Origin of the sequence: Bradyrhizobium septentrionale, assembly GCF_011516645.4 — a bacterium.
GTDB lineage: Bacteria > Pseudomonadota > Alphaproteobacteria > Rhizobiales > Xanthobacteraceae > Bradyrhizobium > Bradyrhizobium septentrionale.
This window is the reverse complement of sequence record NZ_CP088285.1, coordinates 7,376,240-7,389,125: the sequence shown is the minus strand read 5'-3', so window position 1 is coordinate 7,389,125 and position 12,886 is coordinate 7,376,240. Positions and strand designations below refer to the sequence as shown.

9 protein-coding genes are annotated in these 12,886 nt (G+C 65.4%); 3 read left to right on the top strand and 6 right to left on the bottom strand.

Going from position 1 to position 12,886, the window contains the following annotated elements:
• Positions 1–6: 6 nt before the first annotated feature.
• Both HAP48_RS36890 and HAP48_RS36885 read left to right on the top strand, forming a co-directional pair.
• Positions 7–1,332: an O-antigen ligase family protein gene (locus HAP48_RS36890; RefSeq protein WP_166204685.1), complete on the top strand. Its 1,326-nt coding sequence runs from the start codon at positions 7–9 to the stop codon at positions 1,330–1,332.
• A gap of 19 nt (positions 1,333–1,351) precedes the next feature.
• Positions 1,352–1,522, top strand: a complete 171-nt coding sequence (locus tag HAP48_RS36885) for a hypothetical protein (RefSeq protein ID WP_166204684.1) — start codon at positions 1,352–1,354, stop codon at positions 1,520–1,522.
• Between the two features lie 273 nt (positions 1,523–1,795).
• Here HAP48_RS36885 and HAP48_RS36880 read toward each other — a convergent pair whose 3' ends face one another.
• The gene (locus HAP48_RS36880; protein WP_166204683.1) at positions 1,796–3,031 is read right to left on the bottom strand and encodes an ABC transporter substrate-binding protein; all 1,236 of its coding nucleotides are present in this window, start codon (positions 3,029–3,031) and stop codon (positions 1,796–1,798) included.
• 161 nt (positions 3,032–3,192) lie between these two features.
• On the opposite strand from HAP48_RS36880, the gene HAP48_RS36875 reads away from it, so the two are divergent.
• Complete coding sequence (locus tag HAP48_RS36875) at positions 3,193–5,346, top strand: carbamoyltransferase C-terminal domain-containing protein (RefSeq protein WP_166204682.1); 2,154 nt, start codon at positions 3,193–3,195, stop codon at positions 5,344–5,346.
• On the opposite strand, the gene HAP48_RS36870 is transcribed toward HAP48_RS36875, so the two are convergent.
• The 5 genes from HAP48_RS36870 to HAP48_RS36850 form a co-directional block, all read right to left on the bottom strand.
• Positions 5,306–6,241 (bottom strand): DMT family transporter, encoded by a 936-nt coding sequence (locus HAP48_RS36870; RefSeq protein WP_166204681.1) that lies wholly within the window; start codon positions 6,239–6,241, stop codon positions 5,306–5,308. The two genes, HAP48_RS36875 and HAP48_RS36870, sit on opposite strands and share 41 nt — an antisense overlap.
• Positions 6,242–6,325: 84 nt before the next feature.
• The gene (locus HAP48_RS36865) at positions 6,326–7,195 is read right to left on the bottom strand and encodes an NAD(P)-dependent oxidoreductase (protein ID WP_166204680.1); all 870 of its coding nucleotides are present in this window, start codon (positions 7,193–7,195) and stop codon (positions 6,326–6,328) included.
• A gap of 3 nt (positions 7,196–7,198) precedes the next feature.
• Positions 7,199–8,330, bottom strand: a protein-coding gene (gene prfB / locus HAP48_RS36860) for a peptide chain release factor 2 (protein WP_166204679.1) whose coding sequence is annotated in 2 segments (ribosomal slippage) — positions 7,199–8,260 and positions 8,262–8,330 — 1,131 coding nt in all. Because the reading frame shifts where the segments join, the coding sequence is not laid out codon by codon here.
• A 106-nt stretch (positions 8,331–8,436) separates the two neighbouring features.
• Positions 8,437–10,938: a penicillin-binding protein 1A gene (locus tag HAP48_RS36855; RefSeq protein WP_166204678.1), complete on the bottom strand. Its 2,502-nt coding sequence runs from the start codon at positions 10,936–10,938 to the stop codon at positions 8,437–8,439.
• A gap of 283 nt (positions 10,939–11,221) precedes the next feature.
• On the bottom strand, positions 11,222–12,553 hold the full coding sequence (locus HAP48_RS36850; RefSeq protein WP_166204677.1) for an N-acetylmuramoyl-L-alanine amidase: 1,332 nt from the start codon (positions 12,551–12,553) through the stop codon (positions 11,222–11,224).
• Positions 12,554–12,886: the final 333 nt, after the last annotated feature.

The window sequence follows — 12,886 nt, the reverse complement described above, 5'->3', positions numbered from 1 at the left end:
CCGGTCATGACCACCGATTCCGACGCCATTGGCCTTGCCATCGAACCGCCCATCCGGTGGCGCGACCGTGTCCGCGCCTGGTCCGGCTCGGTCGCCTATCTCCGCGCCACCGATACAATGATCGCGCTGGCCGCGGCGTCGCTGCCCTGGTCGACCACCGCGCTCGCCGTCTTCATGCTGCTGTGGCTTGTCGCGGTGCTCCCGACCGTCGACTGGGAACAATTCGTTCTCGATCTTGCGCGGCCGTCCCATGCGTTGCCGATCGCATTGGTCGCGCTCGCGCTGGTCGGCCTGGCCTGGTCGGAGGCGGACTGGACCGAACGGCTGCACGGCATCAAGCCGCTCAGCAAGCTGCTGCTGCTGCCGTTCCTGCTCGGCTACTTCCAGCGCTCGCAGCGCGGGCTCTGGGTTTTCATTGCCTTTCTGGCCTCGTGCACGCTGATGATGATCCTGTCCTGGGTCGTGCTGGCGCTGCCGCAGCTCAAGCTCGCGCACACCGCGTCCGCCGGCGTGCCGGTCAAGAACTATGTCGACCAGAGCCAGGAATTCGCGCTGTGCGCCTTCGCGCTAGCGCTGCCGGCTTTGACCGCGCTGCAGGCCCGGCAATGGCGCATCGCGGCAGGCTGCATCGCGCTGATCCTGCTGTTCCTCGCCAACATGTTCTATGTCGTCTCGGCGCGGACCGCGCTGGTCTACATGCCGGTGCTCCTGATCCTGTTCGCCTCGCTGCACCTGTCCCGGCGCGCCACGCGGCTATTGTTCGCCGCTGTCGCCGCAGCGAGCCTCGTGGTCTGGACCACCTCCCCCTATCTGCGTCAGCGCATCGCCGACGTCGGCATCGAGTATCGCGCGCACGACACCTCTGGCATCGCCTCCACCGCGCAGCGGCTGACCTATTGGCGGAAATCGTTGAAATTCATCGCCGGGGCGCCCTGGCTCGGGCACGGCACCGGCGCGATCAAGCACATGTTCACGCAGGATGCCGCCGGACAGACCGGCCTGCAGGCCGAGGTGATCAACAATCCGCACAACCAGACCTTCAATGTCGCGATCCAGTGGGGCCTTGCCGGCATCTTGTTGCTCTATGCGATGTGGACCAGCCACATCCGCCTGTTCACCGGCCGCGATCTCGTGAACCGCGATCTCGTGAGCTGGATCGGGCTTGCCGTCGTCGTGCAGAACATCACGAGCTCGCTGCTCAACTCGCATCTGTCCGATTTTCACGAAGGCTGGATGTATGTAATCGGCGTCGGCGTCGCCGGCGGCATGGCGCTGCGCGCCCGCCGACCGAAGAAGATTTTGGCGGGCAGCGCCACGGCACGCGGGCGATGAGTGCACGAGGCGCGACAACGTGAACGTGCGTACATCTTGCCGCAGCGCTTGCGGCGCTGCTCGCGCAACCGGCAAACGCTGCGGCGACAAAACCGGCCAGCAGGTCCCGGCAATCGAGGCCGCGTGGGGCGTCAACGGCGTGCAAGGCAGCGCCTGGCTGAACCTGATCCTGTCGGGATATTGCGAATAGCGCGAACGAGCCGGACGACACGGATCACCGAGTTGCCCGACGGCGCAAGCCCCCGCAGCAAAAATATTCGTGACTCACAGGCCGTCAACATATTCGGTGTCGTCCCGGGCAAGCGTAGCGCGACCCGGGACCCATAACCACAAATGCCGATTGTTGTGCGACGCTGGAACGACGAGTCCCTCAACTACATCCGCTGCGGATATGGGTCCCGGCTTTCGCCGGGACGACAGTGGTGTTTGCCGAGCCAGCGCCGGCTTCATAGCGATCAACCGCCTACCGCGTCGCCTCGTGCCCGACCTCGCCCGTGATCACGTCGCCGAACAGCTCCCACGCCTCGCCATTGAAGCGCATCAGCTGCATCTGCTCGATCGGGAAGTAGTCGTCGGGCGAGGTGTTGACCATGACGCCAGGCAGCATCAGGTCGGAGTGGAAGTTCTTCAGATTGGCGGCCTGCTTCATGACGTTCTCGCGCGTGAGATTGTCACCGCATTGCTTCAGCACCTGCGCCATGGCCTCGGCCTGCACATAGCCATAGAGGTTGTTGGCATTGCCCTTGTCGCCATCGGGATAATACTTGTCCATGAAGGCGCGCCAGTTCTGCACGGGGGGATCCTTGTCCCAGGTCGGATCGGTCGGGTCCTTCAGATAGGACGTCGAGATGATGCCCTTGGAGAATTCGAGACCGGCGGGCTTCAGCACCGAGGCGACCGAGGTCGCGGTGTTGGCGAGGAAGAACTTTGGCTTCCAGCCGAGCTCGCCGACCTTGCGGATCGCCTGCGCCGATCCCTTCGGCGCCGCCCAGGAGAAGAAGATGTCGGCGCCGGAATCGTGCAGCGCGACGATCTGCGAATCGATCGAGGGATCGGAGACCTCGTAGGACTTGTCGGCGATGATCATGCCGACCTTGTCGCCGAGTCCGTCCTTCAGGCCCTTGAACTGATCCTTGCCGGCATCGTCGTTCTGCCAGAACACTGCGATCTTGCTGTTCGGGAATTTGTCGAGGATGTATTTCGCGTAGATGCGTCCCTCGCTCTGGTAGTTGGGCTGAAAGCCCATCGTCCAGGGGAAGTTCCTGGGGTCGCCGAACTTGGTGCCGCCGGAGGCGACGAACAATTGCGGCACCTTCTTGGCATTCATGTACTTCATGATCGCCGAATTGGACGGCGTGCCGAGCGGCTGGAAGATCAGGAGCACCTCGTCGCTCTCGACCAGCTTGCGCGCCTGCTCGATCGCCTTCGGCGGCGAATAGGCATCGTCGTAGCTGATGAAGTTGATCTTGCGGCCGTTGATGCCGCCCTGGTCGTTGATCATCCGGAAGAACGCGGCCTCGGTCTTGCCGATCACGCCATAGGACGACGCCGGGCCGCTATATGGCATGATGTTGCCGATCTTGATTTCGCCATCGCTCGCACCGGGATCGTATGTCTTCTGCGCGGTGGCCGAGGTCGCGATCAGTGCGGCACTTGCGAACGCCGCGATTGCGCCAATATATCCGAGACGAGCCGGCATCGTTTTCTCCCCGATTTTTGTCGTTGGTTTTGGCGGCAAGTCTCGCAAGAGACGCATGTGCTGGCAAGCGCTGGGTTTTTCCGTTGGGCGAAACGGCATTGTTGCCTGGCGCTATTTGTGATTGAAGGTCGATCTGGGGCTCACGAGTCGAGGCGTTCTGATTGCGTAAACCGGACATTCGTACCGGTCCGCGGCATCCGCGTGTTGCGGTCGCGGGCTATGAGATCACGCGCCGCCTCGGCGAATCTGTGCTGGCGAAGCGTGGCCTGCACAAGGCCAACGGCGAGTTCGCGCAGCGCACGATCGCCTCGATCCGCGAACGGCTGCAGCGCGGCGAGACCATCTACATCGCAGGCCTCGCCTGCCCCGGCACGCACAACACCGGCGTTGCGCTGGTCGAAGTCACCCAGAAGGACGGACCGCGGCTGATCGTCAACAACGAGGAAGAGCGCTTCTCCGGCAACAAGCACACCAACGAGTTTCCGCAGCATGCGCTCGACGACATGCGCAAGGTGCTGCAGCGGATGGGCCGTGATATCGGCGACATCGCCGCCTTCGTCACGACATGGGACTATCCCGCGCTGCTGGCGACGCTGATCCGCACCTCGCTGGAGGAAGCGCCGGCGAGCCTTAAATTGCTGCGCGCCCCGATCGCGCCCGCGATCAGTCTGCGGCAGCTCGATCAGGTGCGGCGGCTGTCACGCCGGCTCGGCAGGATGTACGGGCTCGGCGAGCAATTGCCGCTGATCTGCATGCCGCATCACGACAATCACGCCTGGTACTCGTTCACGGCCTCGCCGTTCGCAGATCAGCGCGAATGCGTTGCGATCGCGGTGCTTGACGGCACCGGCGATGTTGGCTCGATCTCGCTCTATGCCGCCGAGAACGGCGAGATGAAGCAGCTCTATTGCAACGAGAGCCTGTTCGACTCGCTCGGCGCCTTCTACACGGTGATCTCGTCAAGCCAGGGCGGCTGGACCTGGCTGTCCAGCGAGGGCCGCTACATGGGCGCCGCTGCCTGGGGCGACATGAACCGCGCCACCAATCCGTATTACCAGCGCCTCAAGGCGGTGCTGCAGCTTGGGCCGGGCGGCACCGTGCGGCTCAATCGCGCGATGGCCAACTGGTATGCCGATCCCGCCGACAATCCCTATCATCAGCCGCTGATCGATATCCTGGGCCCGCCGCTGCGCCCCGACCAGCTCTGGAATCCCGACGCCGTGCTGCGCGTCGAGGACATCAATCATCGTCCCGACACCAAGGACCGGCTCGACAAGGCCGCCGCGACGCAATTGGTGTTCGAGGACGCGATGATCCACGTCATCGATCATCTCTTGCGCGTCACCGGCACCGACCGCCTGGTGCTGACCGGCGGCGTGGCGCTGAACGCGCTCGGCAACATGCGTCTGCTCGAGCATTTCGATGAAGCCTGGTTCGAGCGCGCGCAAGGGCGCAAGACGCGGCTGCACATGTGGGTGCCGCCGGTGCCCGGCGATCCCGGCGTGCCGATCGGCGCCGCCTGGCTGTTCGCCCATATGGCGGGCGCTCCGCGCGGCGCGCCGCTGTCGCACGCATTCTATTGCGGGCTGCCGCCCTCGAACGCCGATATCACGACTGCGCTCAAGAACGACGACGTCGCCTCGATGGAGATCGGCAACGTCTCGACGCCGCAAGGCCGTGACGCGATTGCCGACCTGATGGCCAGCATGGTGGCGCAAGGCGGCGTGATCGCGATCTATCAGGGCGCGGCCGAAACCGGCCCGCGCGCGCTCGGCCATCGCTCGATCCTCGCCAACCCCTGCGACCCGCATGTGCGCGAGCGGCTCAACGAGCGCGTCAAATATCGCGAGGCGATCCGGCCCTTGGCGCCGATGGCGACGCTGCAAGCCGCGCGCGATTATTTCGAGCTGGAGGACGGCGCGTCCGACGGCGACTACAACGCCTATAACTACATGGTGCTGACGGCGCATTCGAAGCCGGAGGGGCGTGCGAAGATTCCGGCGGTGGTGCATGCCGACGGCACCGGCCGCATCCAGATCGTGCGCGAGACCGACGATCCCCTCACCTATGCCTATCTGAAGGCGCTCGGCCGCCACGTTGGCGTCGAGATGTCGGTCAACACCTCGTTCAACGTCGCAGGCCCGATCGCACAGACGCCGGCGCAGGCGATCGACACGCTGCGCCGCTCCAAGGGGCTCGATGCCGTGGTGCTGGTCGCCGACGACGGCACCACCTACGCGGCCTGGCACGGCGGCGAACGCGACAGTGGCCGCTTCACGGGCTGGAATGCGGCGTGGAAGCAGGCGCGCGGCTGAACCAGCCCAGCACGCGGCCGTCGATCAGGAGCAGCGCGCTGGCGATCACGAGCGCACCGATCACCTCGCGCGGCGCGACCGGCTCGCCGAGCACGAGCGTGCCGAGCAGCATCGCGGTCACCGGGATGAGCAGCGTCACCAGCATCACATTGGTCGCGCCGGAGCGCTGCAGGATCTGAAAGAACACGATGTAAGCCAGCGTCGTCGACAACGCCGCGAGCCCGAGCACGGCAAGCCATGTGGTCGGATGCGGCATCGGCAGCAGCCACGGCCGCTCCACCACACCAGCAACGGGCGCCATCATCGCGGCCGATGCGATCATCTGGAACGTCGCCGTGCCCAGGGGCGGCACCCGCTGTGGCAGCCGCCGTCCGACCAGCGCCGCGATGCCGTAGCTGAAGGCGCCGGCGAGGCACAGCAGGATGCCGATGCCCTGCCGGCTCTCGAAGCCAAGCGCGTCGCCATGCAGGATCGCAACCCCGATCAGGCCGACCACCACGCCCGCCACGCGGCGCGCCTGCAACCGCTCCTCGCCGGCGGCCGCCATCACGATCACGGCAAACAGCGGCGTCGTCGCATTGAGGATCGAGGCGAGGCCACTCGGAATGTAGGTCTGCCCGAACACGATCAGCGAGAACGGCAGCACATTGTTGAACAGCCCCATCGCGACAAACGGCGCCCATCCGGACACGCCGCGCGGCCATTCGATCTTCGCGGCCCGCAGCAGCGGCAGCAGCAGGACGGTGCCGAGCACGACGCGGAGCAGCACCAGGGTCAGCGGCGGCAATTCGCGCAGGATCACGCTGTTGAAGAAGAACGAGCCGCCCCAGAGCACCGACAGCAGGCCCAGCAGCCCCCAGTCGCGGCTATCAATGCGGTTGTCGGCGGAAGGCATGTCGGGCACTCATCTGCACACGGACAGGTGACTAGCGCCGGCTTGCGAATATTCCCACCCGATTTCCGTGAATGGCGGCCCGGCCTATTTCGGCCGCGACACGATCTCGATCATCTGGCCTTCATCGCCATCGGGCGCGTGGGCCTTGGCCTCGCCATAGGCGGCGAGCGCGGCGCGGCTCACGGGCACGCCGGGCAACAGCGCCTCAGCGAGCCGCACCGCGTACTCCGCATCCTTGTGGCGCAGCGCCGACGTGAAGGAGGCACCGGAGAAGTTGCGGTCGATCATCCGCCTGCTATGGCGGATCACCTGCGGGCTTGCAATCGCGCCGGTCGAAAGCGCCTCGGCCACCAGCTGCATGTCGAGCCCGGCCTGCTCGGCGATCGCAACGCCCTCGGCGAGGCTCGCGATCTGCACCGCGCCGATCAGATTGTTGATCAGCTTGAACACGGTGCCGGTGCCGACCGCGCCGAAATGACGGATCGTGCTGCCGATCGGAGTGAGGAACGGTTGCGCCCGCTCGAGATCGGCGGGATCAGCCCCCACCAGCAGCGTCAGCTTGCCGGCAGCCGCCGCTTCCGGCAGGCCGGTGACGGGACAATCGATGTAGATCAGGCCGCGGCTGTGCAGCTCGCGCGCCATGTCGAGCGTGTGCTGGTAGGAGACCGTGGAGCATTCGATCGCGAGCGTGCCGGCCTTCATGGTGGCGGCGGCGCCGTCCTTGGTCAGCCAGACTGCGCGCGATGCCTCGTCGTCGGCGACCATGGTCACGACGGCATCGGCATCGATCGCGGCATCCTCCGGCGAGGTCGCCCATTGCGCGCCGCGCGCGATCAGATCCTCGGCCTTGGCCTTGCTGCGGTTCCACACCGCGACCGTGAAGCCGGCATCGAGGTAACGGCCGGCCATCCCGTGGCCCATGCGTCCCAATCCGATGAAAGCGACGCGCGGCATGGGCTAATCCACATCCTCGACGGAGCCGGGCCCGGTGCCGAAGGCACGCTGCGCCAGCGTCGCCGCCATGAATTCATCGAGATCGCCGTCGAGCACGCCGGACGTATCGGAGGTCTGCACACCCGTGCGCAAATCCTTCACCATCTGATAGGGCTGCAGCACGTAGGAGCGGATCTGGTGACCCCAGCCGATGTCGGTCTTGGCGGCCTGATCGGCGGCGGCCTGCTCCTCGCGCTTCTTCAGCTCCATTTCGTAGAGCCGCGCGCGCAACATGTCCCAGGCCTGCGCCCGGTTCTTGTGCTGGGAGCGGCCGGCCTGGCAAACCACCGCGATGCCGGTCGGGATGTGCGTCAGGCGCACCGCCGACTCGGTCTTGTTGACGTGCTGGCCGCCGGCGCCGCCCGACCGCATCGTGTCGGTGCGGACATCGGACTCCTTGATCTCGATCTTGATGCTGTCGTCGATCACGGGGAAAATCTGCACCGACGAGAACGAGGTGTGCCGCCGCGCGTTGGAATCGAACGGCGAGATCCGCACCAGGCGATGCACGCCGGCTTCCGTCTTCAGCCAGCCATAGGCGTTGTGGCCGGAGATCTGGATGGTGGCGGATTTGATGCCGGCCTCTTCGCCCTGCGACTCCTCGAGAAACTCGATCTTGAAACCGTGCTTCTCCGCCCAGCGCGTGTACATGCGCAGCAGCATCTGCGCCCAGTCCTGGCTTTCGGTGCCGCCGGCGCCGGCATGGACTTCGAGATAAGAATCGAACTTGTCGGCCTCGCCCGAGAGCAGCGCTTCCAGCTCGCGCCGGGCGACCTCTTTCTTGAGGTCCTTGAGTGCCTTCTCGGCCTCAGCAACCACGGCCGCATCGTTCTCGGCCTCGCCGAGCTCGATCATGCCGACCTGATCCTCGAGCTCGCGCTCGACCTTGCCGATGCCCGAGAGCGCGTCCTCCAATGAGGTGCGCTCCTGCATCAGCCGCTGGGCCTTCTGGGGATCGTTCCAGAGATTGGGGTCTTCAGCGAGCTTGTTCAGCTCAGCGAGGCGTGCCGTCGATTGATCGACGTCAAAGATGCCTCCTCAGCAGCCCGACTGACTGCTTGATCTCTTCAACAAGGCGTTCGATTTCCGCGCGCATGGTCTTTCAGGTGTTGGTAAAAAAGCTTGCCGGGGGTGTAGCGGCCGGCGCTGCAAAGCGCAATCGGCTTGGCCGTGCTATACCGGCGATTTGGGCAAAGAGTCCATTAATACAGCCCACCGGTTCCCGGACGCATGAAGAAGCCGCCATCCGGCTGTCCACCACTCTGCGACGGCTGGGGGCCGGGACCGGGTCCGCGGCCGTCGGCATCGGCGACACCGATGACCGAGTAATTGTCCGGCGGCGCAGTGCCCGGCTTGAAGGCCTCGAGGATGGTGTTGCCGCTATCGCCGGGACCGGCCCGCATGCCGGTCTTGGCGTCGACGCGGATCAGCTTGATGCCGGCGGGAACCTTGAACGGCGTCGGCGGCTTGTCGGCGAGCGCAAGCTTGAGGAAGTCGCGCGCGATTGGCGCTGCGACGTGGCCGCCGGTGGCGGCGCGGCCGAGATTGCGCGGCTTGTCGTAGCCCATGTAGACGCCGACCGCGAGATCCGGCGAGAAGCCGACGAACCAGACGTCCTTCTCGTCGTTGGTGGTGCCGGTCTTGCCGGCGATCGGCTTGCCGACCTCCTTCACGACGGTAGCGGTGCCGCGCTGGACCACGCCTTCCATCATTTCGGTGATCTGGTAGGCGGTCATCGGGTCGAGCACTTGCTCCCGGCGGTCGACGAGTTGCGGCTCCGGCTGGCTCTTCCAGCCGCCGGGCGCGTCGCAGCCGCGGCATTCGCGGGTGTCGTGCTTGAAGATAGTGTGACCGTAGCGGTCCTGGATGCGATCGATCAGCGTCGGCTTCACGCGACGGCCGCCATTGGCGAACATCGAATACGCGGTGACCATGCGCATGACGGTCGTTTCACCGGCACCGAGCGCATACGACAGATAGTTCGGCAATTCGTCATAGACGCCGAAACGTTTGGCGTACTCGCCGACCAGGGGCATGCCGATGTCCTGCGCGAGGCGTACCGTCACGGTGTTGAGCGAGCGCTGCAGCGCGTTGCGCAGCGTGGTCGGGCCGTAATACTTGCCGGTCGAATAGTTTTCCGGGCGCCACACGCCGGCGCCCTGCCCTTGATCGATCTCGATCGGCGCATCGATCACGGTGGTCGACGGCGTGTAGCCGTTGTCCAGCGCCGACGAGTAGACAATCGGCTTGAACGACGATCCGGGCTGCCTGTAGGCCTGCGTCGCGCGATTGAACTGGCTCTGGTCGAACGAGAAGCCGCCGACCATCGCGAGCACGCGGCCGGTCCACGGATCCATCGCCACCATCGCGCCGGAGACTTCGGGCAATTGCCGCAGGCGGTACTGGCCTTCGACCGCCGTGCCCTCCTTGGTCACCAGCGGATCGGCATAGATCACGTCGCCCGGCTGCAGCACCTGCGAAACCGCCGTCGGCGCCTTGCCCTTGGCCTTGGCCCAGCGCACGCCGTCGATCGTGATGATGCCGGTCTGCCGCTCCTTGTTGACCGCGCCGCCGAGTTCGCGGCCCGGCTGGAAGCCGATCCGCGCCGACTGGTCGCTGGTCTCCAGCACCACCGCCATGCGCCATGGCGAGATGTCGGAGAGCGATTTGACGTCGGCAAGCTTGACGCCCCAGTCGCCCGACACATCGAGCTTGTGGAGCGCGCCGCGCCAGCCCTGCGCCTCATCGTAATTGACGAGACCCGCCACCATGGTCTTGCGCGCCATCACCTGGATCTTGGGATCCAGCGTGGTGCGGACCGACAGCCCGCCCTCGTAGAGTTTCTTTTCGCCGTAGCGCTCGAAGATGTCGCGGCGAACCTCCTCGGCGAAATATTCGCCGGCGAAGATATGCGCGCCATTGGAACGGCTGGTGACGACGAGCGGGTCCTTGCGCGCCTTGTCGGCGTCGGCCTGCTTGATCCAGCCGTTCTCCAGCAGGCGGTCGATCACATAGTTGCGGCGCTCGATCGCGCGGTCGCGGTTGCGCACCGGATGCAGCGCGGCCGGCGCCTTCGGCAGCGCCGCGAGATAGGACGCCTCCGCGATCGTCAGCTCATTGACAGATTTGTCGAAATAGACCAGCGACGCGGCCGCGATGCCGTACGCACCGAGCCCGAGATAGATTTCATTCAGATAGAGTTCGAGGATGCGGTCCTTGGAATAGGCGCGCTCGATACGCATCGCCAGCAAGGCTTCCTTGATCTTGCGGGCGAACGACACTTCGTTGGTCAGCAGGAAGTTCTTCGCGACCTGCTGGGTGATGGTCGAGGCGCCCTGCGGGCGACGGTTCGAGCCGTAGTTCTGCGCATACAGGATCGCGGCTCGCGCCATGCCCTGATAGTCGATGCCGCCGTGCTCGTAGAAGCTCTTGTCTTCGGCGGCGAGGAACGCGTTGATCACGAGCTTCGGCACCGCCTGGATCGGCAGATAGAGCCGGCGCTCCTTGGAATATTCGCCGAGCAGCGCACCGTCGGTGGCGTGCACGCGGGTCATCACCGGCGGCTCGTAATCCTGGAGCTGCGAGTAGTCGGGCAGATCCTTGGAGAAATGCCAGATCGCGCCGGCGACGGCTGCGACACCAACCAGGAACACAACGGTTCCGGCGGCGAACAAGAAACCCATGAACCGCACGAGCAGGCGCATTATCGACGTTCCGTTCCTACCCTCCGGCGCTCAGTCGTCGGGAGCGCCTGTCCAAAAGTGCGAAAGCCTCACACAACAAAGCCTCGCACAACGAAGGCTCAAACAACGAGGCCTTACACAACGAAGCCTTGGCCCAGCGAGCCGCCTTGCGCACGCGAATATACAAGAGCCGCCGGACAATATCGTCGATTCTGCGGGCCTGCGGTCCATTGTCTATACCGTCGCCGCTGTGGCCAAACTAGGGCTTCCCGGCAACGCAACCGGGCTTTTCAGGCGGCCAGTTTCACTTTGCCGGTCCGGCGGTTGCCAGCCGTTTGGCGAAGAACGCGTCGATCGCCTGGGCCATCGCGCCAACCGCCTTGTTCCGCCAGGTCTCGGAGACCAGGTGCTCGAGGTCGCCCTTGTTGGAGACGTAGCCGATCTCGACCAGCACGGACGGCACGTCGGGGGCCTTCAGCACCCGGAAGCCGGCCGACTTGAGCGGATGCTTGTGCATCCGCACCGAGGTCTTCATCTCGTCCATCAGGAGACGGGCGAAGCGGTTGGAGAAGGTCTTGGTTTCGCGCTGTGCGAGGTCGATCAGGATGTCGGCGACCTCGGTCGGCTCGTCCGTCAGGTTCACGCCGGCGATAGCGTCGGCCTTGTTTTCCGCCTCGGCGAGCCGCTCGGCCTCGGCGTCGGAAGCCTTGTCCGACACCGTGTAGATCGTGGCGCCCTGGGCATCGCCCTCGCGGCGCGGGAGAGCGTCGGCATGAATCGAGACGAACAGCGCCGCCGACTGGGTTCGGGCGATCTTCACCCGGTCATTCAGCGGAATGAAGGTGTCGTCGGACCGGGTCATGACCACCCGGTACTTGCCGGACTTCTCGATCCGGTCGCGCAGGGCAAGGCCAAAGCCCAGCACCAGGTTCTTCTCCGTCTCGCCGCCGGACTGGGTGCCGTTATCGATGCCACCGTGACCGGGATCGATCACGATCAGCGGACGGGGATCGGTGACCGCGACCGGCGGCAGCGCCGCTGTCGTGACCGGCGGAACCGTGACGGTGTTGCTGCTGGTGTTGGCATCGGAAATCGCCGGCTTCAGTTCGGGCCGGCTCTCCGGAGCAGGCGGCTGCACGAACGCGGTGCGGTCGACCGCTTCGAAGTCCAGCACCAGCCGCGGCGGCTGGCCATTGGCGGCATCGAGCACGTAGGAATTGGCGATCTTCACGGGCCCGGCCAAGTCGAACACGATTCGGGAGCCGCCCGGCATCACGAGCCCATAGCGGAATGCCTTCACCAGTCCCCGCCCCGCCGAGCCGGTGCCGGCCGCGAGCTGGAAATTGACCTGCGGGATGTCGACCACGACGCGGTAAGGGTCGGCCAGCGGAAAGGCGCGAAACTCGATCTTGCGGTCGAGGTCGAGGATGAATCGGGTCTGCTTGTCGTCGCCGGCGAGCCTGGCACCGGACGCGACCGGGAAATTCGGGGCCGCGGGAGCACTGGCGGCCGGGGCAGCCGGGCCGCCCTGCGGTCCCTCGGCGGCGCTCGGAGCGCTGGCTACGGCAAACACCAATGCTGCGGCGCACAACAGCCCGCATCCCAGAAAAACAAGGTGATTTGCACGGCTCGCCACCCGATTCGGAGCCTCCTGACTGCTTCTTACCGCATTAGAACCGGACGGTTAATCGCACCCTAATGACGCCCAGGCGAAAAGAACCGAGTGTTGCGGCGGCGTGACGCTTCCCTTGCACGCGGCTGTCAATCCACGTATGTACGGGGTGCTGACGGCTAGTACTCCCGGTTGTGTCGCGTTCAGCCTCCCGGTGCAGCGGTGGAACCTTCCAGATCGAAGATCCCGCCGTGTTTTTCCGGTCCCTCCCCAGCCAGCGCCGCGCGCGGCTGACATGGAGTGGCGGAATTGAGCCCGAGCGGCGTCCGGTCCCAGGCACACTCCCTCGCCAGAGGG

Coding starts and splice junctions, on each gene's coding strand:
- HAP48_RS36890 (WP_166204685.1), top strand. CDS start 7: ATGACCACCGATTCCGACGCCATTGGCCTTGCCATCGAACCGCCCATC.
- HAP48_RS36880 (WP_166204683.1), bottom strand. CDS start 3,031: ATGCCGGCTCGTCTCGGATATATTGGCGCAATCGCGGCGTTCGCAAGT.
- HAP48_RS36870 (WP_166204681.1), bottom strand. CDS start 6,241: ATGCCTTCCGCCGACAACCGCATTGATAGCCGCGACTGGGGGCTGCTG.
- HAP48_RS36865 (WP_166204680.1), bottom strand. CDS start 7,195: ATGCCGCGCGTCGCTTTCATCGGATTGGGACGCATGGGCCACGGGATG.
- HAP48_RS36855 (WP_166204678.1), bottom strand. CDS start 10,938: ATGCGCCTGCTCGTGCGGTTCATGGGTTTCTTGTTCGCCGCCGGAACC.